This window comes from Streptomyces sp. CNH189 (assembly GCF_000527195.1).
In genome coordinates, this window is the sequence record NZ_AZUS01000001.1 from 476,197 (window position 1) to 502,285 (window position 26,089).

Genomic DNA, 26,089 nt, shown 5'->3' on the forward strand with positions numbered 1-26,089 from the left:
GGCGGGGCCGGGACGGCGCACGGCGGGGGCACCGGAGCCCGGGCGCGGGGCACGGACCGGCGGCCGGGGCGCGACCCGGGGCACGCGCGGCCGTCCGGATGAGGCAGTCTTGTCCCCGTGCCCGAACCCGAAACCAGTACGCCCGAACCCGACGCACGCCCCGCCCATCCGCACCCGGCGACCCTCAAGCGGCTGGAGCAGTCGTCCGGCAGTCTCGCCGCCCAGGCCATCGCGCGGATGGACGAGACACTGTCCTGGTACCGGGCCATGCCCCCGGAGAACCGTTCCTGGATCGGTCTGGTCGCCCAGGCGGGCATCGCCGCCTTCACCGAGTGGTTCCGGCACCCCGACGCCCCGCAGGCCATCTCCACCGACGTCTTCGGCACGGCGCCGCGCGAGCTGACCCGGGCCATCACACTGCGCCAGACCGTGGAGATGGTGCGGACCACGATCGAGGTGATGGAGACCGCCATCGACGAGGTGGCGGCGCCGGGCGACGAGAGCGTGCTGCGCGAGGCGCTCCTCGTGTACGCCCGCGAGATCGCCTTCGCCACCGCCCAGGTGTACGCCCAGGCCGCCGAGGCACGCGGTGCCTGGGACGCACGCCTGGAGTCGCTGGTGGTGAACGCCGTACTCAGCGGGGAGGCCGACGAGGGCGCCGTGTCGCGGGCCGCCGCCCTCGGCTGGAACTCGCCGGAGCACGTGTGCGTGGTGCTGGGCACCGCCCCCGACGGGGATTCCGAGCTGACCGTGGAGGCGATCCGGCGGGCCGCCCGGCACGCCAAGCTCCAGGTGCTCACCGGGGTGCTCGGCGACCGGCTCGTCGTCATCGCGGGCGGCAGCGACAACCCGCTGGCCGTCGCGAAGTCGCTGATCGGGCCGTACGCGGCCGGTCCCGTCGTCGCCGGGCCCGTGGTGCCGGACCTGCTGGCCGCGACCCGGTCCGCGCAGGCCGCCGCCGCCGGCCTCAAGGCGTGTTCCGCCTGGCAGGACGCCCCGCGCCCGGTACTGGCGGACGATCTGCTGCCGGAGCGCGCGATGGCCGGGGACCCCTCGGCGCGCGAGCAGTTGGTGGAGGAGATCTACAGACCGCTGGAGGAGGCAGGCGCGGCGCTGCTGGAGACACTCAGTGTGTATCTGGAGCAGGCGAGCAGCCTCGAGGGCGCGGCACGCATGCTGTTCGTGCATCCCAACACCGTGCGTTACCGGCTTCGACGTGTGACAGACGTCACCGGTTGGTCACCCTCCGATGTACGCTCTGCGTTCACCCTGCGGATCGCGCTGATCCTGGGGCGTCTGGTCGATGGCGATCCCCAGTCCTAGCCTTTTGTGGGGGGTCGACAAAACCCCCCTCGGTTCTTCGTCCTTGTCCCCACGGGCGGCCGCGCCCGTCCCCAAGAGAGAGTGTGAGAGTGCTCGTACTCGTCGCTCCCGGCCAGGGCTCCCAGACGCCCGGCTTCCTGACCGAATGGCTCGAACTCCCCGGTGCCGCCGACCGTGTCGCCGCATGGTCCGACGCCATCGGACTCGACCTCGCCCACTACGGCACGAAGGCCGACGCGGACGCGATCCGCGACACGGCCGTCGCGCAGCCGCTGCTGGTCGCGGCCGGGCTGCTGTCCGCCACGGCACTGGGTGACATCGCTCCCGGCGCGGTCGCCGGTCACAGCGTCGGTGAGATCACCGCCGCCGCCCTCGCCGGTGTGCTCGACGACACCGCCGCCCTCTCCCTGGTCCGCAAGCGGGGTCTGGCCATGGCCGACGCCGCCGCGATCACCGAGACCGGCATGGCGGCGCTGCTCGGCGGCGACCCCGAGGTGACGGTGAAGCACCTGGAGAAACTGGGGCTGACCCCGGCGAACATCAACGGCGCCGGCCAGATCGTCGCCGCCGGCACCAAGGAGCAGATCGCCGCGCTGGAGGCGGACAAGCCCGAGGGCGTCCGCAGGGTCGTCCCGCTCAAGGTCGCCGGCGCCTTCCACACCCACCACATGGGCCCCGCGGCCGAGACGCTGGCGGAGGCCGCCAAGGCCCTCGCGCCCGCCGACCCGAAGGTCGCCTACGTGTCCAACAAGGACGGCAAGGCGGTCGCGACCGGCACCGAGGTGCTGGAGCGCCTGGTCGGCCAGGTCGCCAACCCGGTCCGCTGGGACCTGTGCATGGAGACCTTCAAGGACCTCGGCGTCACGGCCCTCCTGGAGCTCTGCCCCGGCGGGACCCTCACCGGCCTGGCCAAGCGTGCCCTCCCCGGCGTCAAGACGCTGGCCCTGAAGACCCCCGCCGACCTCGAAGCGGCCCGCGAGCTCGTCGCCGAGCACGCCGCCTGACGCCCTTAAGGAGCCGACCCGCATGGCGAAGATCAAGCCCAGCAAGGGCGCCCCGTACGCGCGCATCCTCGGCGTGGGCGGCTACCGTCCCACCCGGGTCGTGCCGAACGAGGTGATCCTCGAGACGATCGACTCGTCCGACGAGTGGATCCGCTCGCGCTCCGGGATCGAGACCCGGCACTGGGCCTCCCCCGAGGAGACCGTCGCCGCGATGTCGATCGAGGCGTCCGGCAAGGCGATCGCGGACGCCGGGATCGACGCCGCGCAGATCGGCGCCGTGGTCGTGTCGACCGTGTCGCACTTCGCCCAGACCCCGGCCATCGCCACCGAGATCGCCGACAAGCTCGGCACGGACAAGGCGGCCGCCTTCGACATCTCCGCCGGCTGCGCGGGCTTCGGCTACGGCCTGACCCTCGCCAAGGGCATGGTCGTCGAGGGTTCCGCCGAGTACGTCCTGGTCATCGGCGTCGAGCGGCTCAGCGACCTGACCGACCTGGAGGACCGCGCGACGGCCTTCCTGTTCGGTGACGGCGCGGGCGCCGTGGTCGTCGGTCCCTCGCAGGAGCCGGCCATCGGCCCGACCGTGTGGGGCTCCGAGGGCGACAAGGCGCAGACCATCAAGCAGACCGTCTCCTGGGACCGCTTCCACATCGGGGACGTCTCCGAGCTGCCCCTGGACAGCAAGGGCAACATCAAGTTCCCCGCAATCACCCAGGAAGGCCAGGCGGTGTTCCGCTGGGCCGTGTTCGAGATGGCGAAGGTCGCCCAGCAGGCGCTGGACGCGGCCGGGATCAGCCCGGACGACCTGGACGTCTTCATCCCGCACCAGGCCAACGTGCGGATCATCGACTCGATGGTGAAGACCCTCAAGCTGCCGGAGCACGTCACGGTCGCCCGTGACATCCGCACCACCGGCAACACCTCGGCCGCCTCGATCCCGCTCGCGATGGAGCGGCTTCTGGCGACCGGCGAGGCGAAGAGCGGCGACACCGCGCTCGTCATCGGCTTCGGGGCGGGTCTCGTGTTCGCCGCGACTGTCGTTACCCTCCCCTAGGCACTCCGTGCCGGATCATGCGTCCGGTACGCGAGGAAACACCGCCACACCCTCTGGAATCACAAAGAAGGAGCGCCACCATGGCCGCCACTCAGGAAGAGATCGTCGCCGGTCTCGCGGAGATCGTGAACGAGATCGCCGGCATCCCGGTTGAGGACGTCCAGCTGGACAAGTCCTTCACCGACGACCTGGACGTCGACTCGCTGTCCATGGTCGAGGTCGTCGTCGCCGCCGAAGAGCGCTTCGACGTCAAGATCCCGGACGACGACGTCAAGAACCTCAAGACCGTCGGCGACGCGACCGACTACATCCTCAAGCACCAGGCCTGAGCACGCGCGGGGCGTGAGCCCCGTCAGGGCCGGGGATCACCCCGGCCCCGCCACCCGGCGGTGGCGCCGTACGCATCCTCGTCAATCGTTGGAGAAAGAATTCCGATGAGCTCGACCAATCGCACCGTGGTCGTCACCGGTATCGGCGCAACCACACCGCTGGGTGGCGACGCGGCCTCTACCTGGGAGGGCCTCGTCGCCGGTCGTTCCGGCGTGAAGCCCCTGGAGCAGGAGTGGGCCGCCGAGCAGGCGGTCCGTATCGCGGCCCCCGTGGCCGTGGAACCCACCGAGGTCATCCCCCGGCCGCAGGCCCGCCGCCTGGACCGCTCGGCGCAGTTCGCGCTCGTGGCGGCCAAGGAGGCGTGGGCGGACGCCGGGTTCGAGGCCAAGGCCGGCGAGGACCCGAACGTCGACCCCGACCGGCTGGGCGCCGTGATCGCCTCCGGCATCGGCGGCGTGACGACCCTGCTGGACCAGTACGACGTGCTGAAGGAGAAGGGCGTACGCCGTGTCTCCCCGCACACCGTCCCCATGCTGATGCCGAACGGCCCGTCCGCGAACGTGGGTCTCGCGGTCGGCGCCCGCGCGGGCGTGCACACCCCGGTGTCCGCGTGCGCCTCGGGCGCGGAGGCCATCGGCTACGCCATCGAGATGATCCGCACCGGGCGCGCCGACGTGGTCGTCGCGGGCGGTACGGAGGCGGCGATCCACCCGCTGCCGATCGCCGCGTTCGGCAACATGATGGCGATGTCCAAGAACAACGACGACCCGCAGGGTGCCTCGCGCCCCTACGACGTCGCCCGGGACGGCTTCGTCCTCGGCGAGGGCGCGGGTGTGGTCGTCCTGGAGTCCGCCGAGCACGCCGCCGCGCGCGGCGCCCGCGTCTACGCGGAGGCGGTCGGCCAGGGCATCTCGGCCGACTCGCACGACATCGTGCAGCCGGAGCCGGAGGGGCGGGGCATCTCGCACGCCCTGCAGAACCTGATGGACCGCACGGACCTGGACCCGGCGGAGATCGTGCACGTGAACGCGCACGCGACGTCGACGCCGGCGGGCGACATCGCCGAGCTGAAGGCGCTGCGGAAGGTCTTCGGGGACGACGCGGACCACATGGCGGTCTCCGCGACGAAGTCGATGACCGGGCACCTGCTCGGTGGCGCGGGTGGCGTGGAGTCCGTCGCCACGGTGCTGGCGCTGTACCACCGGGTGGCGCCGCCGACGATCAACGTGGAGAACCTGGATCCTGAGGCCGAGGCGGCTGCGGATGTGGTGCGCGGTGAGGCGCGGAAGCTGCCCGTGGACGGGCGGATCGCCGCGTTGAACGACTCGTTCGGGTTCGGTGGGCACAACGTGGTCTTGGCGTTCCGGACGATTTGATCGCCCCCCGGGGCGGTCCGGAAGGGGTTCACCTCTGGGAGGTGGGCCCCTTCTGGTGTTCGCCTTGAGCGCAGTCCCCCGCGCCCCTGGATGCCTGCGGGCCGGTGGGGGCTTGTCGCGCAGTTCCCCGCGCCCCTTCGGGCGCGTGCCTGGCTGCGGGTTCGTGGGGGTTGAGGGCGCAGTTCTCCGCGCCCCTTCGGGGCGCTACACGACCTGGTGGAGCCAGCGGACCGGGGCGCCTTCGCCCGCGTAGCGGAAGGGTTCCAGTTCGTCGTCCCAGGGCTTGCCGAGGAGCTTGGCGATCTCCGACTCGAGGTCGGTCTCCTCCGCGCGGGAGCGGACCAGGGCGGCGCGCAGGCGGTCCTCCGGGATGAGGATGTCGCCGTGGATGCCGGTGACGGCGTGGAAGATGCCGAGGTCGGGGGTGCAGCTGTAGCGCTCGCCCTCCGCGCTGGGGCACGGCTCGGAGGTGACCTCGAAGCGCAGCATCTGCCAGCCGCGCAGCGCGGAGGCGAGCTTGGAGGCGGTGCCGGCCTGGCCCTGCCAGGAGAACTCCGAGCGCCAGGTGCCGGGGGAGGCCGGCTGGCGGATCCAGTCCAGGCTGACGCGCGTGCCGAGCACCGCGGCGACGGCCCACTCGACGTGCGGGCACAACGCGCGCGGCGCGGAGTGCACGTACAGAACTCCACGAGTCGTCACCGGAACCTCCGGGCTGAGCGGGTCGTCTTCGATCGGGCGGAACAGCCACGGCCCGCCGGGCCGCGCTGATGGCGAGGCTACCGTGCGACGGCGCAAGGAGTGTGACGTACCGTCCGTCCCGGCGGGGGGAAAGTCGCGCCGTTCACCCGGCAGGACGCCGGTGCGGGTGACGTGGGTTGCTTCCGGACGGGCCCCCCGGACGAGCGGGAACTCCCGTGCGTTGTTATGGGTTGGGGGTCGGACGGATGACAGCGGGACGTGCGGGGAGGCGACGGATGGAGCAGGCGACGCGGAGGCGGGGCAGGGCCGTGCTCGCCGCGGTGGCGGCCGTCGCGTTCGGCGTGGCGGGCTGCGACGCCGTCGGCGGTGACGCTCCCGGCGCCGCGGGGACGAAGGCGTCGTCCGCCCGGCCCACGCCGCTGTGGGACACCCGCCCGGACTCGGTGGCCGCCGTCGGTGACTCGATCACCCGGGGGTTCGACGCGTGCGCGGTGCTGACGGACTGTCCGGAGGTGTCCTGGGCGACCGGCGGCAGCGAGGAGGTCGACAGTCTCGCCGTACGGCTGCTGGGGCGGGCCGGCGCGGCCGGGCGGAGCTGGAACTACGCGGCGACCGGGGCCCGGATGGAGGACCTGCCCGCACAGATGGAGCGGGCGGTGCGGCGCGCCCCGGAGCTGGTGGCGGTGATGGCGGGGGCGAACGACGCCTGCCGGGAGAGCGTGGCGGCGATGACACCGGTGGCGGAGTTCCGCGCGAACTTCGAGGCGGCGATGCGTACGCTGCGCCGGTCGCTGCCGAAGACGCAGGTGTACGTGGCGAGCGTGCCCGACCTGAAGCGGCTGTGGTCGCAGGGGCGGACCAGCGCGCTGGGCAAGCAGGTGTGGCAGCTGGGCATCTGCCCGTCGATGCTGGGCGACGCGGACGCGTTGGACGCGGCGGCGACCGAGCGGCGGGCGACGGTGCAGAAGCGCGTGGAGGACTACAACGAGGTGCTGCGCGAGGTCTGCGCCAAGGACCGCCGCTGCCGTTCCGACGACGGCGAGGTGTACGCGTACCGGTTCGGCACCGCGCAGCTGAGCCGCTGGGACTGGTTCCACCCGAGCGTCGACGGACAGGCCAAGCTGGCGGAGATCGCCTACCGGACGGTCACGGCGCCAGGCCCGTGACCTATTGTTTCGCACATGAACGAACTCTTCGGCACACTTTCCGACGGCACGCCGGTGCACCGTTGGACCCTGGAGCGGGCGGGCGTACGGGTACGGATCCTGTCGTACGGCGGCATCGTGCAGGACGTCGAGGTGCCGGACCGGGACGGGCGGACCGGGAACGTAGTGCTGGGGTTCACCGGCCTGGACGGCTACCTCGCGCATCCGGAGCCCTTCCTGGGTGCCCTCATCGGCCGGTACGCCAACCGGATCGCGGGCGCGCGCTTCACCCTGGACGGCGTCGAACGCACCCTCGCGCCGAACGACGGGCCGAACTCGCTGCACGGCGGTGAGCGGGGCTTCGACAAGCGCGTCTGGGACGTCACCGAGGTGGAGCACGGTCTGCGCCTGTCGCTGGTCTCCGAGGACGGCGAGGAGGGCTTCCCGGGCCGCCTGGAGGTCACGGTGACGTACACGCTGGACGAGCGGGGCGCGCTGCACCTCGCGTACGAGGCGGTGACGGACGCCGCGACGCACGTGAACCTGACGAACCACACGTACTGGAACCTGGCCGGTTCCGGCTCCGCCTCCGGACACGAGCTGCGGCTGGCCGCCTCCCGCTGGACGCCGTCCGGCCCGGATCTGATCCCGACCGGTGAACCGGCGGACGTCTCCGGCACCCGCTACGACTTCCGCGAGGCGCGCAAGACCGGCAGCGGCTACGACGACAACTTCGTGCTGGACAAGGGGGTGACGCCGGCCGCCGAGGAGGTGGCCGAGCTGTACGACCCCGCGTCGGGCCGGGTGCTGACCGTGGCGACCACCGAGCCGGGCATGCAGGTGTACACGGCGGACCACATCGGGGAGCCGTTCGAGCCGGGTGCGGGCATCGCGCTGGAGACGCAGCACTTCCCGGACTCGCCGAACCGTCCGGAGTTCCCGGGCACGGTGCTGAGGCCGGGCGAGGTGTTCCGCTCCGAGACGGTGTACGGCTTCTCCGCGCGGTAGCGGGCGGGCCTCGCGCGGGGCCCAGGCGCGGCGGGCCCGGACACACATGAGCCCCGGTCCGGGGTCAGGGTCCCGGGCCGGGGCTGTTCATGGGGTACCCCGCCGGGACCCGACGTTAACCGCTGAGCCGCTTCCGGTCGCTGCCGATCCCGCTCCCGCGGCGAATCCCGTACGAACCCTTCACATTCGGCCAGTGGTGTTCCCCCGCCGCTCCGGTACGCGTCGGGCGGTGTCCGTCGCACCGTGGTGTGATCCACCCCGGTCACGCGATACTGCGGGCCTCCGGCATCCACCCGTACCCCACGACGACGGAAGGCCCCCATCCCGTGATCTCTCCCCGTGTGCGCATCGGTGTGCTCGGTCTGGCCCTGCTGACCGCCCTGTCCGCCCCCACGACCGCGACCGCGACCGGACCGGCGGCCCCGACCACCGGCACCGCCGCACCGCCGACCGTCGAGGAGCTGCGTCTCGACGAGGCCGCGCCCCAGGAGATACTCCGCCGCTCCGGCTTCGACACCGTCGCGCCCGCCTTCGCCCGTGCCCTGGACCGGGCCCGCTCCTACGCCGAGGCCCGGCGCGTCGTGGAGCGGGAGGGCTCCGCCCTGTGGCGCGGGGCGGTGGACCGGGCGCAGGGGCGGGGCCCCGCGGGCGGCGACCTGAGCCGGGACGACGACCGGCCGCTGTACTGGGCGCGGCTCGGCATGACCCGCGAACTGCGGGGCTGGGAACCGCGGTTCGGGCTGGACGAGGCGCGGCGGGCGAAGCTGCTCGACACGCTGGAGCAGACCTCGCGCGGGCAGACCGCGATCAGGTATCCGCACGGCAAGGGCCTGAAGCGGGTGCTCGTGACCGGCTTCGACCCGTTCACCCTGGACCGGGACATCCGCATCTCCAACCCTTCGGGCGCCGTCGCGCTGGCCCTGGACGGCACGGTGATCGAGACGGCGAGCGGCCCGGCGCGCGTCGAGACGGCCGTGTTCCCGGTGCGCTGGCGGGACTTCACCGACGGCACGGTGGAGCGGGCGCTGCGGCCGCATCTGCCGGAGGTCGACCTGTTCACCACGGTCAGCCAGGGCCGGGTGGGCCGCATCGACGTCGAGCGGACGAACGGCGCGTGGCGGGGCGGCTTGGGAGACAACGAGAACACCGGCACCCCCGAGATCGTGCCGGTCTCCGACCCCGCCTCGCAGCCGCAGTGGACGTCGACGACACTGCCGTACGCGGCGGTCGTCGCGGCGGACACCGGCCGGTTCCCGGTGTACGACAACACGACGGTCACGGAGATCCCGGCGGGCGGGACGGAGAAGGTGGACCGGCCCGACGGGCCGACGCCCGGCTCGACGGCGCGGGCCGGGGGCGGCGGCGACTACCTGTCCAACGAGATCGCCTACCGGGCGACGCTGCTGCGCGACCGCCTGGGACTGCACGACACGCTTCCGGGCGGACATGTGCACACCCCGGTGCTGGAGTTCGGCGCGGGCAACACCACGGAGGTCACCGACCCGCGCTTCGTGCGGAACCGGCTGGACATCATCGCCCAGGTGCGCGCCGTCGTGGCCGTCGCGGTCAGTGCGTCGGAGCGAGCGCGAGGCTGACGCCGAGGCCGGCCAGCGCGGTCCCGATCACCTTGTTGAGGACCCGCTGGCCGCGCAGCATCAGGCCGCGCATCCGGTCGTGGGAGAAGAACAGCGCGACGACGCCGAACCACAGCAGGTGGGCCAGCGACATGAACAGGCCGTAGCCCGCCTGCCTCAGGAGCGGGGTGCCGGGGTCGACGACCTGCGCGAAGGTCGAGACGACGAAGAGGGTCGTCTTGGGGTTGAGGACGTTGGTCAGGAACCCGGTGCGCAGGGCGGCGAGCGGTGTCAGGCCGGTGCGGTGCTCCAGGTCGACGGTGACCTCGGCGCGGGTGCGGAAGGTGCGGACGCCGATGTACACGAGGTAGGCCGCGCCGGTCAGTTTGACGACCGTGAAGAGGAAGGCGGAGGAGGCGATCAGCAGCCCCACGCCGAGCATCGTGTAGGTGACGTGCACCAGGACCCCGGCGGCCACCCCGGCGGCACCGAGCAGCCCGGTGCGGCGGCCGTAGAGATAGCTGTTGCGGACCACCATGGCGAAGTCGGCGCCCGGGGCGATCACCGCGAGGACGGTGATGACGGCGACGGCGAGGACCTCGGTCACGCGTCGACGCCCTCCTCCTCGGACTCGGCGGCGCTGTCGTCGTCCTTGGTCTCCTCGCCGAGGAGGTCCCGGGCCATGAGGGTGGCACCGGCGACGGCGCCGGGCATCAGGAACACCGCGACGAACGGCACGAGGAAGGCGACCGCCAGGGGGGTGCCGAAGCCCCACACGAGGGTCTTGCGGGACCGCAGCAGCGTGAGGCGTTCGCGCAGCTGCACACCGCGCCGCTGGAGGGCGACGGCGGTGAGCTCCTCGGTGAGGAAGAACCCGGTGACGAAGAAGCCGATCACCGGGACGACGGTCTGTCCGGCCACCGGGATGAACCCGAGGGCGAACAGCAGCACCGCCCACACGGCCGCGCGCACCACGATGCGGAGGCTGTCGCGGGCGGAGATCCACAGCTCGCGCCAGAGCGGCAGGTCCGACTCGGGCGCGGTGCCGTCGGGCGAGACGTCACGGTCGACCTTCTCGGAGAGGCTCTCGTAGAACGGCTGCCCGACGAGCAGGGTCACGGCGGTGAAGGTGAGCACGCTCAGCAGCAGGCCGAGCGCGAACAGCACGGCGGTGAGGAAGCCGCGGAACAGGCCCGCCCAGGGGTCGGCCCAGTCGTCGGCGAACGGCGTCGCCCAGCCGACCAGATCCGCGCCCCACAGGGCGAGCGAGATCAGGGCCGCCGCGTACAGCACCAGGGTGATCAGTCCGGGCAGCAGCCCGAAGCCGTAACTCCTGCCGTGCCGGCCGACCCACTTCTGGCCCTTCAGCAAGTACCGGAACCCTGCCCCGAGATCGCGCATGGGAGGACTGTAGCGGGCGCCCGGACGGGTGACGGGCGTGGGCCGCACCCCACGTCCAGGGATGCGGCCCACGCCGTACGCAACGAGGCCGGCCGGGCGGGCGTCACGGCCCGCCCGGCCGGCGTCTGCCGTCTGTCGCCCGCCGTCAGAGCTTGACGATCATCTTTCCGGTGTTGTCGCCGCGCAGGACGCCGAGGAAGGCGTCCAGGTTGTTCTCGATGCCCTCGACGACCGTCTCGCGGTACTTCAGCTCGCCCGAGCGGATCCAGGCGCCGACCTCCTGGACGAACTGCGGCTGCAGGTCGTAGTGGTCGCCGACCAGGAAGCCCTCGATGCGGCCGCGGGTCTGGATCAGCCGGGCGAGGTTCTTCGGGCCGGGTGCGGCCTCGGTGTTGTTGTAGACGGAGATGGCGCCGCAGATGGCGATGCGGCCGTCCCGGTTGAGGGAGCCGATGGCCGCCTCCAGGTGGTCCCCGCCCACGTTGTCGAAGTACACGTCGACGCCGTCGGGGGCGGCGGCGCGCAGCTGCTCGCTCACGGGGCCGTTCTTGTAGTTGAACGCGGCGTCGAAGCCGTACTCCTCGGTGAGGAGCTTGACCTTCTCGTCGGACCCGGCGGAGCCGATCACCCGGGAGGCGCCCTTGAGCTTGGCGATCTGGCCGACCTGGCTGCCGACGGCGCCGGCCGCGCCGGACACGAAGACGGAGTCGCCCTCCTTGAAGGAGGCGGTGCGCAGCAGGCCCGCGTAGGCGGTGAGGCCGGTCATGCCCAGCACGCCCAGGTACGCCGACAGCGGGGCGGCCTCCGGGTCCACCTTGACGGCGGTCTTCGCGTCGACGACGGCGTACTCGCGCCAGCCGTAGAAGTGCAGGACGTGGTCGCCGACGGAGATCCCCTCGGCGTTCGACGCGACGACCTCGCCGACGGCCCCGCCCTGCATGGCCTTGCCCAGCTCGTACGGGGCGACGTAGGACTTGGCGGCGCTCATCCGGCCGCGCATGTACGGGTCGACGGAGAGGTACTCGTTGCGCACCAGCACCTGGCCCTCGCCCGGGGTGCGGACCTCCGCCTCGACGAACGCGAAGTCCTCCGGCTTGGGCCAGCCGACCGGCCGGCTCGCCAGCTGCCATTCGCGTGCGGTGGCGGGGGGCGTGGGGGTGTCGGACATGAAGAGGACCTTTCCTCGAATACTTCAGTACCTGAAACAACCATGCGACTGAACATTTCAGGCTGTCAAGCAAGTGGGTACCCTGGAGAGCATGGCCACACCCCGCACCACGCCCAGCCGCCCCGACGATCTCACCCTGGAGGTCGTCGAGCTGATCGGCGCGGTCGTGGCGCGCTACCACGAGGAGTACGAGGAGGCGGCCGCCGGATACACGCTGACCGGCGCCCAGGCGAAGCTGCTGAGCCTGCTCAGCCTGGAGCCGCTGCCGATGCGGAGGCTGGCGCAGCGGCTGAAGTGCGAGCCGTCGAACGTCACCGGCATCGTGGACCGGCTGGAGGCGCGCGGACTGGTGGAGCGGCGGCCGGACCCGGCGGACCGACGCGTGAAGCTTGCGGCGGCGACGGCCGAGGGGCGGCGGGTGGCGCGGAGCCTCCAGGAGTCCTTGCGGTTCGCCCGCGCCCCGCTCGCGGGCCTGTCGGACCAGGAACGGGTGGCCCTACGAGACGCGCTGCGACGCATGCTGGGGCCGGAGAGCGACTAGCCCCCTACTCCGACGGGGGCGCCGGCCGCCACGCTCGGGGGACGGCGGGGCCGCTGTACCCCTGGGAGACGGCGCGCGGGGGCCGCTGCGGCTGGGGGCGGTAGGACGCGCCCCGGTACGCCCCAAGGCGGCGGGCGCCGCCCGCAGTGCGCGCCTGGGGGACGGCGAGTGAGGGCCGCTGGGCCCGGAGACGGCTCACGGTGGCTGCTGTGGTCGGGGGCGGCTCGCGGCGGCCGCGGTACGACCGACGGCTGCCGGTGGGGCCGCTGCCCGGCACGGCGGGTGGGGGCTGTTGGGCGGCCGCCGGGTGTGATGTTCGGGGGCGCGCTGCGGCGGCCCCCGGGTGGAGGCCGTTCAGGTCACCGGGATCGGGTGCGGTGCGGGCCGCGTCCGGGTCAGGTGCACCACCAGAGGAACTTCTTGCAGGTTTGCGAGGGTTCGGGTTCCGGCTCCGGCTCCTCGGTGGTCGGATCGGGGTCGGGGGCCTCCGTCTCCGGCGGGTCCTCCTCGGTGGGAGGTGTCGCCGGCTCGGTCGTGGGCGCGTCCGCGGGCGCCGACGACTCGGTCGCCTCCGCCGACTCCTCGTCCGCCCCTTCCGACTCCTCGTCCTCGGGTGAGGACGCGGACGCCGAGGCGGACCCAGACGCCCCGGGGCTGGGTGACGTCCCGGGCGTCCCGGCCTCCGCGGCGGAACCACCGCTCTCCGACGCGCTCGGCTCGACCGCCTCCGCGCCCCCGTCGACCGACTCCTCACCGGCGACCGCCGGGCGGGCCTCCGACCCGGGCGCGTCCAGCCCCAGTTCCGCCAGGCTCAGTCCGCCGGCCGCGAGGACGAAGCCCGCGACGACCATCAGGGTGCGGTTGCGCCGCCTGCGGTGGGCCGCCGCCTTGCGGTCGCGGCGGCTCGGCCCGGTGTGCCGGTCCTCGTCCTCCGGCTCCCGCCCCCGGCGCCGGGCGGCGCGCCGTCCCTGCGGCGGGGCGTCGGCCTCGACGTCCTCACGGTCCTCGCGCACGTCGTCCGGGCGGTCCTCGGCGCGGGCGTCGTCACCCGCGTAGGCATCGTTGTCGGCGTACGCGCCGTGGTCGGCGTCCTCGCGGAGGTGCGCGTCGCCGTCGCCCCGCACGGGCGCCGGCGCGCCCTGCCCCTGCTGGGCGCGCAGCGTCTCGACGGGCGTGCCGCAACCGGGGCAGGCCAAAGCGCCGTTGAGGTGCCGTCGGCACGGCTGACAAAAGTCCATGACGCGGGAAGGTTAGATTCCGGTCCGGTCCGGTTCCTAGGCCTTCCTGTGAAGGTTTGGTGCGGACGCTTACGCAATGGTTTCGAACCTGCCGAAACCGTTATGTGCGCGACCCATTGACACCCCCGCCGCACCGTCCTTAGTGTCTCGCCAGCATTTCGAACGTGTGACGAAATATCGAACGAGTCGATCCACCGCACACGCCGATGACAGTCCATCACCGCAGCGAGGGGCAACCGCCGTGCGCATCACCGGAATCAGCACACACGTGGTCGGGACGCCGTGGCGCAACCTGACGTACGTCCAGGTGCACACCGACGAGGGAATCACCGGAGTCGGCGAGACCAGGATGCTCGGCCACACCGACGCGCTCCTGGGCTACTTGAGGGAGGCCGAGGCCAACCACGTCCTCGGCTCGGACCCGTTCGCCGTCGAGGACCTGGTCCGCCGCATGAAGTACGGCGACTACGGCCGCGCGGGCGAGATCGTGATGTCCGGGATCGCGGTCGTCGAGATGGCCTGCTGGGACATCAAGGGCAAGGCGCTCGGCGTCCCCGTCTGGCAGCTGCTCGGCGGCAAGGTCACCGACAAGGTCAAGGCGTACGCCAACGGCTGGTACACCACCGAGCGCACCCCGGAGGCGTACCACAAGGCGGCGCGGACGGTGATGGAGCGCGGCTACCGGGCGCTGAAGATCGACCCGTTCGGCACGGGCCAGTTCGAACTCGACCACAAGGACACCCTGTACGCCGTCTCCCTGATCGAGGCGGTGCGGGACGCGATCGGCCCCGAGGCCGAGCTGATGCTGGAGATGCACGGCCGCTTCTCCCCCGCCACCGCCGTCCGTCTCGCGCACGAACTGGCGCCGTTCAAGCCCGCGTGGCTGGAGGAGCCGGTGCCGCCGGAGAACCTCAAGGCGCTGGAGAAGGTCGCCGCGAAGGTCGACATGCCGGTCGCCACCGGTGAACGCATCCACGACCGCATCGAGTTCCGCGAGCTGTTCGAGAGCCAGGCGGTCGACATCCTGCAGCCGGACGTCGGCCACATCGGCGGCATCTGGGAGACCCGCAAGCTCGCGGCGACCGCCGAGACGCACTACATGCTGGTCGCCCCGCACAACGTCGGCGGCCCGGTGCTCACCGCCGCGTCCCTCCAGGTCGGCTTCACCTCCCCGAACTTCAAGATCCTGGAGCACTTCAACGACTTCGCCGACGCGGAGATCAAGAAGGTGGTCAAGGGCGCACCCGTGGTCGACCCGGAGGACGGCTGCTTCCACCTCTCCGACGCGCCCGGCCTCGGGGTGGAGCTGGACGTCGACGCCGCGGCCGAGTTCCCGCAGCAGCAGGCCCGGTTCGACCTGTGGGCCGAGGGCTGGGAGCAGCGCAAGCCCAAGGGCACGAAGTGAGCGCCCCGGACGCCCCCGCCGGGGGTGCCGCCGTCGTCGTCGAGGCGCCCGGCGCGCACCGCCTGGTCCCGCACGAGCCGCGCGAGCCCGGTCCCGGCGAGGCGCTGGTCCGGGTGCACGCGGCCGGCATCTGCGGCAGCGACCGCGAGGTCTACCAGGGCAACCGGCCCGAGGGGTACGTGCGGTACCCGCTCACGCCCGGCCACGAGTGGTCCGGGACGGTGTGGCGGGTGGGCGCGGGCGTGCCCGGGGAGCTGGCCGGCCGCAAGGTGGTCGGCGAGGGGTTCCGCAACTGCCAGGTGTGCGACCGCTGTCACGCCGGTGAGACGACCTTGTGCACCGCGGGCTACGAGGAGACCGGCTTCACCCAGCCGGGCGCCATGGCCCCCACGCTGACCCTGCCCGCCCGCCTGCTGCACGTCCTGCCGGACGACGCCGACCTGTCCGCCGCCGCGCTGCTGGAGCCGGCCGCCTGCATCGCCGCCGCCGCGCTGAAGGCGCGTGCCGTGCCCGGTGAGCGGGTGGCGGTGGTGGGCACCGGCACGCTGGGCATGTGCGCCACGCAGTTCCTGCGCGCCGCCTCGCCCGCCGAGCTGCTGGTGGTCGGCACCAGGGACGACCGGGAGGCGCTGGCCCGGCAGTTCGGGGCCACCTCGTTCCGCACCAAGGACCAGCCGCTCCCGGACGACTTCGACGTGGTGATCGAGACTGCCGGGTCGGCCGACGCGGCCCGCACCGCGGCGGGTCTGCTGCGGCGCGGCGGGCGACTGGTGCTCACGGGCATCCCGGCGCCGGGCGCCGACGGGCTCGACCCGACGGATCTGGTGGTGCGGCAGCTGGAGGTGCACACCGTCTTCGGCGCGCCGCCGGACGCCTGGGCGCACACGGTGCGGATGTTCGCGGCCGGACTGCTCGACCCGCTGCCCCTGGTCACCCACGAACTGCCGCTCGCCGAGTTCCCCGCCGCCATCGAGCTGGTGGGGTCCGGTGATCCGAAGGTGGGCAAGGTCCTGCTCCGTCCCTGATCCGCGCCGGTACGAGGACGAGCCGACGACCCTCGTACCGGCGCGCTCCGCCCGCGTCCCGACCGCGCCGGCTCCCTGTCCCGTTCCTCCCGCTCCCGTCACCCGTACCGCACCGGCCCCGGTCGGCCCGCATCCCGGGTCGCGAACCATGTCCGGTATATCGAACACGAAGGACACCCTGTGACCGACGTTTCCGTCACGGCGCCCCGCAGGCCCGGTGAGCAGGCGCTCGCCGCGCTCGGCCTGGGCGCGCCCGCCCTCGACCCCGTCGACGCCTCGCCGCACTCCTTCCCCGGCGGCGGCCGCTGGCGCACCGAGGTCCCCTCCTGCGAGGGACCCGAGGCGCTGGCGGTGGTACTGAAGGAGTCCTCGCGCCTCGACGTGCCGGTGCACCGGATCAGCCAGGGCAGCGGCGTGTGGATGCTGACCGACGCCGAGATCACCGAGATGGTCGAGGCGACCGCCGAACGGGACATCGAGCTCTGCCTGTTCACCGGCCCGCGCGGCACCTGGGACATCGGCGGCTCGGTCCGCACCGACTCGAACGGCGCCGGGCTGCGCGCCCGGGGTCACGACGCGGTGGCCGGCTGCGTGGAGGACGCGGTGCGCGCCACCGAGCTGGGCGTGAAGTGCCTGCTGGTGGCCGACGAGGGCGTGCTGTGGACGCTGCACCGGGCGCGGGCGGCGGGCATCCTCCCGGCGGACACCACGCTGAAGGTGTCGGCGCTCGTCGGGCCGGTCAACCCGGCGTCGTTCGCGGTGCAGGAGCAGCTCGGCGCCGACTCGGTCAACGTGCCCAGCGACCTGACGCTCACCCATCTCACGGAGATCCGGCGGGTGTCGGCGGCCCCGATGGACATGTACATCGAGGCGCCGGACGACCTGGGTGGTTATGTGCGGATGTACGAGGTGGCGGAGCTGATCCGGCGCGGCGCCCCGGTGTACCTGAAGTTCGGGCTGGCCAAGGCGCCCGGCATCTACCCGTACGGCCACCACCTGCGGGAGGTCGCCCTGACGACGGCGAAGGAGCGGGTGCGGCGCGGCCGGCTGGCGCTGGACCTGCTGGCCCGGCACGGCGCCGACGGCGACATGGCGCCGCTCGGTTCGCGGCTGCCGGGCGAGCTGCGCAGGTTCGACACCCCGTCATAACGTTCCGGAAACGCGGCTTCACACAAGTGGACACAGCCGCGCACAATCCCACACACCTGTTCTCGGCCCAGGGGGCGAACGCCCTTCCGGCACAGGCCCGGCACCGCCTCGCACACGGCACCACCGACTCCACCGACTCCACCGAGTCGCCCGATCCGCTCAACCCGCCCGACGATCAAGGATGATCATCATGCGCAACCGCAGAGCCGCATTCGCCACCACGGCCACCGCCGTCTCCCTCGCCCTCGCCCTGACCGCCTGCGGCCAGAACAGCGAGGGCGGCAGCGAGAACAAGAAGGGGAGCTCCGAGGGAGCGACCATCGGCATCGCGATGCCGACCAAGTCCTCCGAGCGGTGGATCGCCGACGGCAACAACGTCGTCAAGAACCTGGAGGACAAGGGCTACAAGACCAAGCTGGTGTTCGGCGAGGACGAGCCGGACCAGCAGGTCTCCCAGATCGAGAACATGATCACGCAGGGCGTGGACGCCCTGATCGTGGCGGCCATCGACAACAAGTCGCTGGGCAACGTGCTCCAGCAGGCCGCCGACGCCGACATCCCGGTCATCTCCTACGACCGCCTGATCCTCGGCACCGAGAACGTCGACTACTACGCCTCCTTCGACAACGAGAAGGTCGGCGAGCTTCAGGGCACCTACATCGCCGAGCAGCTCGGCCTGGCGGACGGCAGCGAGAAGGGCCCGTTCAACATCGAGCTGTTCGCCGGCTCCAACGACGACAACAACACCCGCTACTTCTTCCAGGGCGCGATGAACGTCCTCCAGCCCTACATCGACAAGAAGCAGCTCGTCGTCCGCTCCGGCCAGACGGAGCTGACCCAGGTCACCACGCTGCGCTGGGACGGCGCCACCGCCCAGCGGCGCATGGACGACATCCTCACCAAGTCGTACAAGAGCGCCAAGGTCGACGCGGTGCTCTCGCCCTACGACGGCATCTCCATCGGCATCCTGTCGGCGCTGAAGTCGGACGGCTACGGCACCGCGAGCAAGCCGCTGCCGGTCATCACCGGCCAGGACGCCGAGGTCGCCTCGGTGAAGTCGATCATCGCCGGTGACCAGTCGATGACCGTCTACAAGGACCTCCGCAAGCTCGCGAAGGTGTCCTCCGACATGGTGGACGCCCTGCTCAACGACAAGAAGCCCGAGGTCAACGACACCAAGACGTACGACAACGGCTCGAAGGTGGTGCCGGCCTACCTGCTGGAGCCGGTCGCCGTGAACAAGGACAACTACGAGAAGGCCCTCGTCGACTCCGGCTACTACAAGGAAAGCGACCTCAAGTAACCGCCGCCCCCTAAGGATTGGAAGGCACGACCATGGCGGGACCCGTCCTGGAAATGCGCTCGATCGTCAAGACCTTTCCCGGCGTCAAAGCGCTGTCGGACGTCAACCTGACCGTCCGGCAGGGCGAGGTCCACGCCGTCTGCGGGGAGAACGGCGCCGGCAAGTCCACCCTGATGAAGGTGCTCTCGGGCCTGCATCCGCACGGCAGTTACGAGGGGGAGATCCTCTTCGACGGAGAGGTCTGCCGCTTCAAGGACATCCGGGCGAGCGAGCAGCGCGGCATCGTCATCATCCACCAGGAACTGGCGCTGGTGCCGTTCCTCTCCCTCGCGGAGAACATCTTCCTCGGCAACGAACACGCCCCCCGCGGGTTCATCGACTGGAACGAGACCCTCCGGCACGCCACCGAGGTGCTGCGCCGGGTGGGGCTCGACGACCACCCGGAGACCCGGGTCGCCGACATCGGCGTCGGCAAGCAGCAGCTCGTGGAGATCGCCAAGGCGCTGTCGAAGAAGGTGCGGCTGCTCATCCTCGACGAGCCGACGGCGGCGCTGAACGACGAGGACAGCGGCAAGCTCCTGGACCTGATCCTCGAGCTGAAGAAGCAGGGCATCACCTCGATCATCATCTCCCACAAGCTCAACGAGATCCGCCGGGTCGCCGACTCGGTGACCATCCTGCGCGACGGGCGGACCATCGAGACGCTCGACGTGAAGGCCCCGGAGACCACCGAGGACCGGATCATCAGCGGCATGGTCGGCCGGGACCTGGAGAACCGCTTCCCGGAACGCACCCCGCACCAGCCGGAGGAGGGCGCGGCGCCGGCCCTGGAGATCCGCGACTGGACCGTGCACCACCCCATCGACCAGTACCGCAAGGTGGTCGACGACGTGTCGCTGCACGTGCGGCGCGGGGAGATCGTCGGCATCGCCGGGCTGATGGGCGCGGGCCGCACGGAACTGGCGATGAGCGTCTTCGGCCGTAGCTACGGCCGGTACGCCGGCGGCACGGTGGTCAAGGACGGCGAGGAGATCCGCACCCGGAGCGTCCCCGAGGCGGTCAAGCACGGGATCGCCTATGTCACCGAGGACCGCAAGCACTTCGGGCTCAACCTCATCGACACCATCAACCGGAACATCTCGCTGAGCGCGCTCGGCAAGGTGTCGAGGGCCGGTGTGGTCGACGAGCACGAGGAGCGGACGGTCGCCGAGTCCTTCCGCACGTCCATGAACATCAAGGCGCCGACCGTGTTCGAGCCGGTGAACAAGCTGTCGGGCGGCAACCAGCAGAAGGTCGTCCTCAGCAAGTGGATCTTCACGGGCCCCGACGTGCTGATCCTGGACGAGCCCACCCGCGGCATCGACGTGGGCGCCAAGTACGAGATCTACACGGTCATCGACCGGCTGGCCGCCGAGGGCAAGGCGGTCGTCTTCATCTCCTCCGAGCTGCCGGAGCTGCTCGGCATGTGCGACCGCATCTACACCATGGCCGCCGGGCGGCTGACCGGGGAGTTCTCACGGTCCGAGGCCACGCAGGAATCGCTGATGCGCCAGATGACGAAGGACAAAGAGGTAACGCGATGAGCACGGATGTGACCGCCAAGACGCCGGCCCCGGCGCCGTCCGGCAAGGGCGGCGGGGCCCCGGGCGGCGGACTGTGGGGGCTGGTCCTCGAGGGCATGCGCCGCAACATGCGGCAGTACGGCATGCTGATCGCCCTCGGCCTGATCGTGACGCTGTTCGCGGTGTGGACCGACGGCGACCTGCTGCTGCCCCGCAACGTCTCCAACCTGGTGCTGCAGAACAGCCATATCCTGATCCTCGCGATCGGCATGATGCTGGTCATCATCGCGGGCCACATCGACCTGTCGGTGGGATCACTGACCGCGTTCGTCGGCGCCCTGGCCGCCGTGCTCATGGTCAAGAACGACATGCCATGGCCGCTGGCCGTGGCGCTGTGCCTGGTCATCGGCGCGGTCTCCGGGGCCGTGCAGGGGTTCCTCATCGCGTACGGCGGCATACCGTCGTTCATCGTCACCCTCGCGGGCATGCTGATCTTCCGCGGTCTGACGGAGATCTACCTGGAGGGCCAGACCCTCGGCCCGTTCCCCGAGGGCGAGCAGAAGATCGGCATGGGCTTCCTGCCGGAGGTCGGCCCGGAGACCAACTACCACAACCTCACGCTGCTGCTCGGCCTGGTGCTGGTCGCGGCCGTGGTCCTCCAGGAGGTCCGGGACCGCAGGCGGCAGCAGTCGTTCTCGCTGGACGTGCTGCCGAGGAACCTGTTCCTGCTGAAGCTGGTCGCGGTCACCGCCGCGATCCTCACCGTCACCCTGCTGCTCGCCAGCTACAAGGGCACCCCGGTCGTGCTGCTGATCTTGGGCGTGCTCGTGGTCGGCTACAGCTACGTGATGCGCAACGCCGTGTTCGGCCGTCACATCTACGCGATCGGCGGCAACCTGCCGGCGGCCAAGCTGTCCGGCGTGAAGGACAAGAAGGTCACCTTCTACGTCTTCCTGAACATGGGCATGCTCGCGGCCCTGGCCGGTCTGGTGGTCGCCGCCCGGCTGAACGCGGCCTCGCCGAAGGCGGGTCTCAACTTCGAACTCGAGGCGATCGCCTCGGCGTTCATCGGCGGGGCCTCCATGAGCGGCGGTGTCGGCACCGTCCTCGGCGCCATCATCGGCGGTCTCGTCCTCGGCGTGCTGAACAACGGCATGAACCTCCTCAGCGTCGGCACCGACTGGCAGCAGGTCATCAAGGGCCTGGCCCTGCTGGCCGCGGTCGGCTTCGACGTGTGGAACAAGCGCAAGGTCGGTTCGTAAGTCAGCCCGGGCCCCGCCGCACGGCGGGGCCCCTTCCCTTCAGGGAGCCGCACTGATGGAACTGAACAGACGCACGGTCATCGCGGGAGCCGCCGCGGCCGGCGTGGCAGCCACCACCGCCCTGGGCGGCGGCACGGCGTACGCCTCGTCCGGGGGACGGACCAAGCCGGTCCGGGAGCCGTTCGGCAGGCTCGCGGACGGCACCCGGGTGGACCGCTGGACGCTGGAGAACGGCGGAACCCGGCTGAAGGTCCTCTCCTACGGCGGCATCGTCCAGTCGCTGGAGATCCCCGACCGGCGCGGCCGGCGCGCCAACGTCTCCCTCGGCTTCGCCGCCCTGGAGGACTACGTCGCCTCCAGCCCGTACTTCGGCGCGCTGATCGGCCGCTACGGCAACCGCATCGGGAAGGGCACCTTCACCCTCGACGGCAAGCGGTACCAGCTCTCCGTCAACGACGGCGAGAACAGCCTGCACGGCGGCGCGCAGGGCTTCGACAAGCGGGTGTGGGACGTCGAGCCGTTCACCCGGGGCTCCGACGTCGGCTTGTACCTGTACTACACCTCCTCCGACGGCGAGATGGGCTACCCGGGCACCCTGCGCACCAAGGTGACGTACACCCTCACCCGGGACGGCGACTGGCGTGTCGACTACGAGGCGGTCACCGACCGGCCCACGGTCGTCAACCTCACCAGCCACGTCTACTGGAACCTGGCCGGCGAGGGCAGCGGCAGCGTCCTGGACCACGAGCTGTCCGTGGCCGCCGCCCGCTACACGCCGATCGACGCGGGGCTGATCCCCACGGGCGAGCTGGCGAAGGTCGCGGGCACCCCGTTCGACTTCCGGCGGGCCAAGCCGGTCGGACGGGACATCCGCACCGCCCACCAGCAGCTGCTGTACGGGCAGGGCTTCGACCACAACTGGGTGCTCGACAAGGGCATCACCGCCCGGCCGGAACACGTGGCGACCCTGCGCGACCCGTCCTCCGGCCGCACCCTTCGCATCGCGACGAACGAGCCGGGCCTGCAGTTCTACTCCGGCAACTTCCTCGACGGCACCCTCGTCGGCAGCGGCGGCCGGGTGTACCGGCAGGGCGACGGGCTGTGCCTGGAGACCCAGCACTTCCCGGACTCGCCCAACCGTCCCTCGTTCCCCTCGACCGTGCTGCGGCCGGGCCGGACGTACCGGACGACGACGGTCCACTCGTTCGGGGTCTGAGGAGGTCCTGACCCACCTCCGGGAGGTGTGAGCGCGTTCACAGGGCGTCCTCACATTTTCCTCACACGTGCTGAACGGCCCCTCGGTCCGTTCCGTATGTCTGGGTGGCCCGTGCTCCCCCGCGCGGGCCACCCAGGCATGACGGGCCCGTCACGTCCCCGGTGGGCCCGCCGCACACGGAGGTTCCCTTGGCCGACAACGTCACCTCGTTGTTCCGCAGCACCGCGGCGCACAGCCCGTCGATGGCGGCGCTGACGAGGGAGAGCGACGGGGCCGGCCCGGTGGACTTCTGCATTCCCTGCAACCCGTACTTCCCGACCCCCGCCATGTTCGAGGAGCTGGCGGCCCGGCTGCGCGACATCATCACGTACTACCCGAGCAGCGCCGACACCATCACCGCCGAGCTGTGCAGCCTGCTTCGACTCCCCCCGCAGTGCGTGGCGATGGGCAACGGCTCGACGGAACTCATCACCTGGATCGACCACCTGCTGGTGCGCGAGTCGCTCGCGGTGCCGGTGCCGACCTTCGGCCGCTGGACCGACCAGCCCATGGAGACCGGCAAGCGGGTCGACATGTTCCCGCTCCAGGAGTCCAGCGGTTTCGCCCTGGACCTCGCGCAGTACGCCGAGTTCATCCGCGCCCGCGGCACCCGGGTCGCCGTCGTCTGCAACCCGAACAACCCCGACGGCGGCTTCCTGCACAAGCACGCGGTCGTGCAGTTCATGGACGCCATGGCCGACCTGGACCTGGTGGTGATCGACGAGTCGTTCCTGGAGTTCGCGGACGCGGAGAACGAGCCGAGCGTCGTGCAGGAGGCGATGCTCCGCCCCAACGTCATCGTGCTGCGCAGCCTCGGCAAGAACTTCGGCCTGCACGGCATCCGCTTCGGCTACCTGGTGGCCAACCCCGCGCTGGCCGGGCGGATTCGTTCCATGCTGCCCAAGTGGAACCTCAACTCCTTCGCCGAGTACGTGGTGTTCATGCTGAAGGAGCACGGCGCCGAGTACGCGCAGAGCCTGCACCAGGTCCGCCGCGACCGGATGGACATGTCCGGCCAGCTCTCCTCGCTGCCCGGCCTCACGGTCTACCCCTCGCAGGGCAACTTCCTCTTCGTGCGCCTGCCCGTCGGTGCCGAGGGCACCGTGGTCCGCGACCGGCTGCTCACCGAGCACCGGATCCTGGTGCGCGAGTGCGGCAACAAGATCGGCTCGTCCAGCCGCTTCCTGCGTCTCGTGGTGCGCCCCCAGGTGGACGTGCGTCGCCTGGTGTCCGGCCTGGAACAGGTGCTCTACGGGACGTCCAGGAGGGGAGCCGCCGTGCCCGAGCAGGCCACAGGGACCGGCTACAGCTCGGGCACGGCGGCGGTGGACCGCCTGGTGAGCGAGACCAACGGGGCCGGGACGCACGGCCTCGCCCAGGCCGCCGGTGCCGGCATGCCGCTCCCCGCCGCCGCGTCCGCCCCGGCGGTGGGCGCGGGCGGCGGGATGCCGGTGCCGGCCGCGGCCGGGCTGCCCCAGCCGGAGGCCCGGCCGGTCGTGCGGGAGGCGCCCCGGCCGCAGCCCGTACCGCAACCGGCGCCGCAGCCCGTGCCGCAGCCCGTGGCGCAGCAGCTTCCGCCGCTGGTGCCTTTCCCGGAGCCGGCCGGGCAGCCCGCGCCCGCCGCCCCTCCACTGGCGCCCGCCGCGGCCGCCTTCCCCGCGCCCGCGCCCATGCCCGCCCCGATGCCCGCGCCCGCCCCGATGCAGGCGCCGGCTCCGATGCAGGCGCCGCCGCCGCCCACCGGGCCCACGCCGCCCGGGGTGCCCGCCCGTGGCGGTCTGACGGCCGCACAGGTCCGCGGGACCGACGGGCTGTCCATGGCCCCGGCCACGGGCTGGCCGGGGGCCCAGAGCTGGCCGGAGGCCGCGGGCATGGGGCAGACGGGCTGAGTCACCGGCCCGCCTGTCTCCGTCCCCGGTTCGTCACTGCTCGGACGAGGTCGCCGTCGGGGTCGGGCAGGGCGCGTCGGGGTCCTGCGGGGTGGGGCTGGGGTCGGGTGTGGCCGACTCCGGGGAACAGGGGTCCGGGGTGGTCGGGTCCGGCGACGGTTCGGGAGTCCCGGTGGGGGACTCGCCGGGCGGCTCCGTGGGCTCCTGGCTCGTCGGGGGCTCCGTCGGAGTGTCCGTCGGGGAGGTGCTGGGCCCCGGTGACGGTGATGTGGGCGCCGAGGGGTCCGGAGAGCCGGGAGAGGACGGGGACGGGCGCGGGGACGGTCCCGTACCGCCCGGAGGGCTGGGCTGCGGCCCGATGACGACGCCTCCGCCGCCGTTTCCGCCGTCGACCGGCTTCGTCGCCGGGGTGTCGCCGCCCGCGCCGGGACTGCGGGGGACGACGCCCTTGCCGTCGGGCACGGCGTGGACCCCGTGGCTGTAGAACGCCAGCCAGTACCTGACCAGGCGCAGGTAGGAACGGGAGTGGTTGTAGCTCAGGACCGCCCGGTCCAGGTCCGCGGGACGGCCCAGGTTCCGGTCGCCGGCGCACAGGTAGTGGCCGGCCGCCAGCGCCGCGTCGAAGATGTTGTTCGGGTCGGCGCGGCCGTCGCCGTTGCCGTCCGTGCCCCAGCGGGCCCAGGTGGAGGGCAGGAACTGCATCGGGCCCACGGCCCGGTCGTATACCGTGTCGCCGTCGTGGGCGCCCCCGTCCGTGTCCCGGATCAGCGCGAAGCCGCGTCCGTCGAGGGGCGGCCCGGTGATCCGGCCGAGGGTCGTGCCGTTCCTGTCGACCGCGCCGCCGCGCGCCTGGCCGGACTCGACCTTGCCGATGGCGGCCAGCAGTTCCCACGGCAGCCGGCAGCCGGGGTCCGTCCTGGCGACCGAGGTCTCGGCGGCGCGGTAGGCGCGCAGCACGGTGGCCGGGATGCCCGACTGCGCGCGGACCTCCCGCCCGAGCACGGGCGAGGCGGAGGTGGTGGCCTTCGCGGTGCGCAGCGGCGGCAGTTCGGTGTGGTACGAACCGTCACCCGGGGGAGCGAGTGCGGCGTAGGGGTCGCCCACGGTCGGCGGCTCCGCGCCGTCGCCCGCCGGTTCGGCCCGGGCCTTCTCGGCGTCCCGGACGAGACCGGGCGCCTGGGAGGCGGTCAGGGCCGTCATGGCGGCGACGGCGAGCACGGTCGTGCGCAGTCCCCTGCGCACCCGGCCGGAGTACCGGCGTCGGGATCGGCGTACGGACATGGGTGTCACTCCTGTCGGATCCGTCCGAGGTGCGTGCTGGCCGCGGGCGTGGGGGTCCCGGTGGGGACGGGGTCCCGGCGGGATCGGGGTCCCCGGC

At 72.0% G+C, this 26,089-nt stretch carries 23 protein-coding genes; 17 read left to right on the forward strand and 6 right to left on the reverse strand.

The annotated features are described in order from the left end of the window. Window positions 1-117: 117 nt before the first annotated feature. The 5 genes from fasR to fabF all read left to right on the forward strand — a co-directional run bounded on the left by fasR (window position 118) and on the right by fabF (window position 5,087). On the forward strand, window positions 118-1,323 hold the full coding sequence (gene fasR, locus B100_RS0102135; RefSeq protein WP_024882830.1) for a fatty acid biosynthesis transcriptional regulator FasR: 1,206 nt from the start codon (window positions 118-120) through the stop codon (window positions 1,321-1,323). 89 nt (window positions 1,324-1,412) lie between these two features. Further along, the gene (locus B100_RS0102140; RefSeq protein ID WP_024882831.1) at window positions 1,413-2,327 is read left to right on the forward strand and encodes an ACP S-malonyltransferase; all 915 of its coding nucleotides are present in this window, start codon (window positions 1,413-1,415) and stop codon (window positions 2,325-2,327) included. Between the two features lie 22 nt (window positions 2,328-2,349). Then, window positions 2,350-3,381, forward strand: coding sequence for a ketoacyl-ACP synthase III (locus B100_RS0102145; protein ID WP_024882832.1), 1,032 nt, complete (start codon window positions 2,350-2,352; stop codon window positions 3,379-3,381). 80 nt (window positions 3,382-3,461) lie between these two features. Then, window positions 3,462-3,710, forward strand: coding sequence for an acyl carrier protein (locus tag B100_RS0102150; protein WP_004931691.1), 249 nt, complete (start codon window positions 3,462-3,464; stop codon window positions 3,708-3,710). Window positions 3,711-3,815: 105 nt separating this feature from the next. Then, entirely contained in the window at window positions 3,816-5,087 is a 1,272-nt protein-coding gene (gene fabF, locus B100_RS0102155) for a beta-ketoacyl-ACP synthase II (protein WP_024882833.1), read from the forward strand. A 204-nt stretch (window positions 5,088-5,291) separates the two neighbouring features. Here fabF and B100_RS0102160 read toward each other — a convergent pair whose 3' ends face one another. Then, window positions 5,292-5,786, reverse strand: a complete 495-nt coding sequence (locus B100_RS0102160) for a DUF3145 domain-containing protein (protein ID WP_024882834.1) — start codon at window positions 5,784-5,786, stop codon at window positions 5,292-5,294. 275 nt (window positions 5,787-6,061) lie between these two features. Between B100_RS0102160 and B100_RS0102165 the strand changes: the two genes are divergently transcribed. The 3 genes from B100_RS0102165 to B100_RS0102175 all read left to right on the forward strand — a co-directional run bounded on the left by B100_RS0102165 (window position 6,062) and on the right by B100_RS0102175 (window position 9,534). Continuing rightward, window positions 6,062-6,952, forward strand: coding sequence for an SGNH/GDSL hydrolase family protein (locus tag B100_RS0102165; protein WP_024882835.1), 891 nt, complete (start codon window positions 6,062-6,064; stop codon window positions 6,950-6,952). Window positions 6,953-6,967: 15 nt separating this feature from the next. Beyond that, on the forward strand, window positions 6,968-7,939 hold the full coding sequence (locus tag B100_RS0102170) for an aldose epimerase family protein (protein WP_024882836.1): 972 nt from the start codon (window positions 6,968-6,970) through the stop codon (window positions 7,937-7,939). Between the two features lie 326 nt (window positions 7,940-8,265). Next, window positions 8,266-9,534: a pyroglutamyl-peptidase I family protein gene (locus tag B100_RS0102175; protein WP_024882837.1), complete on the forward strand. Its 1,269-nt coding sequence runs from the start codon at window positions 8,266-8,268 to the stop codon at window positions 9,532-9,534. Here the strand turns inward: B100_RS0102175 and B100_RS0102180 are convergent. From B100_RS0102180 to B100_RS0102190, 3 genes are all read right to left on the reverse strand, one after another. Further along, on the reverse strand, window positions 9,506-10,120 hold the full coding sequence (locus B100_RS0102180; protein ID WP_024882838.1) for a LysE family transporter: 615 nt from the start codon (window positions 10,118-10,120) through the stop codon (window positions 9,506-9,508). The two genes, B100_RS0102175 and B100_RS0102180, sit on opposite strands and share 29 nt — an antisense overlap. Beyond that, window positions 10,117-10,914, reverse strand: coding sequence for an EI24 domain-containing protein (locus tag B100_RS0102185; protein WP_024882839.1), 798 nt, complete (start codon window positions 10,912-10,914; stop codon window positions 10,117-10,119). Before B100_RS0102185 ends, B100_RS0102180 begins: the two co-directional genes overlap by 4 nt. Window positions 10,915-11,059: 145 nt before the next feature. Then, window positions 11,060-12,082: an MDR family NADP-dependent oxidoreductase gene (locus tag B100_RS0102190; protein WP_024882840.1), complete on the reverse strand. Its 1,023-nt coding sequence runs from the start codon at window positions 12,080-12,082 to the stop codon at window positions 11,060-11,062. A gap of 91 nt (window positions 12,083-12,173) precedes the next feature. On the opposite strand from B100_RS0102190, the gene B100_RS0102195 reads away from it, so the two are divergent. Next, window positions 12,174-12,623: a MarR family transcriptional regulator gene (locus tag B100_RS0102195; RefSeq protein WP_024882841.1), complete on the forward strand. Its 450-nt coding sequence runs from the start codon at window positions 12,174-12,176 to the stop codon at window positions 12,621-12,623. Between the two features lie 395 nt (window positions 12,624-13,018). On the opposite strand, the gene B100_RS0102200 is transcribed toward B100_RS0102195, so the two are convergent. Beyond that, complete coding sequence (locus B100_RS0102200) at window positions 13,019-13,861, reverse strand: SCO2400 family protein (protein WP_024882842.1); 843 nt, start codon at window positions 13,859-13,861, stop codon at window positions 13,019-13,021. Between the two features lie 241 nt (window positions 13,862-14,102). Between B100_RS0102200 and B100_RS0102205 the strand changes: the two genes are divergently transcribed. The 8 genes from B100_RS0102205 (at window position 14,103) to B100_RS0102245 (ending at window position 24,711) form a co-directional block, all read left to right on the forward strand. Beyond that, window positions 14,103-15,266 carry a mandelate racemase/muconate lactonizing enzyme family protein gene (locus B100_RS0102205; protein ID WP_024882843.1) on the forward strand — a complete coding sequence of 388 codons (1,164 nt, stop codon included), beginning with the start codon at window positions 14,103-14,105 and terminating at the stop codon, window positions 15,264-15,266. Continuing rightward, window positions 15,263-16,291 carry an alcohol dehydrogenase catalytic domain-containing protein gene (locus tag B100_RS0102210; protein ID WP_024882844.1) on the forward strand — a complete coding sequence of 343 codons (1,029 nt, stop codon included), beginning with the start codon at window positions 15,263-15,265 and terminating at the stop codon, window positions 16,289-16,291. Before B100_RS0102205 ends, B100_RS0102210 begins: the two co-directional genes overlap by 4 nt. Before the next feature lie 180 nt (window positions 16,292-16,471). After that, window positions 16,472-17,440: a hypothetical protein gene (locus B100_RS0102215; RefSeq protein ID WP_024882845.1), complete on the forward strand. Its 969-nt coding sequence runs from the start codon at window positions 16,472-16,474 to the stop codon at window positions 17,438-17,440. Between the two features lie 190 nt (window positions 17,441-17,630). Continuing rightward, a complete protein-coding gene (gene chvE / locus B100_RS0102225; protein ID WP_024882846.1) occupies window positions 17,631-18,743 on the forward strand; it encodes a multiple monosaccharide ABC transporter substrate-binding protein in 1,113 nt (370 codons plus the stop codon). Between the two features lie 32 nt (window positions 18,744-18,775). Continuing rightward, the gene (mmsA, locus tag B100_RS0102230) at window positions 18,776-20,326 is read left to right on the forward strand and encodes a multiple monosaccharide ABC transporter ATP-binding protein (RefSeq protein WP_024882847.1); all 1,551 of its coding nucleotides are present in this window, start codon (window positions 18,776-18,778) and stop codon (window positions 20,324-20,326) included. Next, on the forward strand, window positions 20,323-21,567 hold the full coding sequence (gene mmsB / locus B100_RS0102235) for a multiple monosaccharide ABC transporter permease (RefSeq protein WP_024882848.1): 1,245 nt from the start codon (window positions 20,323-20,325) through the stop codon (window positions 21,565-21,567). Before mmsA ends, mmsB begins: the two co-directional genes overlap by 4 nt. Before the next feature lie 55 nt (window positions 21,568-21,622). Further along, window positions 21,623-22,783, forward strand: coding sequence for an aldose epimerase family protein (locus B100_RS0102240; RefSeq protein WP_024882849.1), 1,161 nt, complete (start codon window positions 21,623-21,625; stop codon window positions 22,781-22,783). Between the two features lie 188 nt (window positions 22,784-22,971). After that, window positions 22,972-24,711, forward strand: coding sequence for a pyridoxal phosphate-dependent aminotransferase (locus tag B100_RS0102245; RefSeq protein ID WP_024882850.1), 1,740 nt, complete (start codon window positions 22,972-22,974; stop codon window positions 24,709-24,711). Window positions 24,712-24,744: 33 nt separating this feature from the next. On the opposite strand, the gene B100_RS0102250 is transcribed toward B100_RS0102245, so the two are convergent. After that, the gene (locus B100_RS0102250; protein WP_024882851.1) at window positions 24,745-25,992 is read right to left on the reverse strand and encodes a lytic murein transglycosylase; all 1,248 of its coding nucleotides are present in this window, start codon (window positions 25,990-25,992) and stop codon (window positions 24,745-24,747) included. Window positions 25,993-26,089 lie beyond the last annotated feature (97 nt).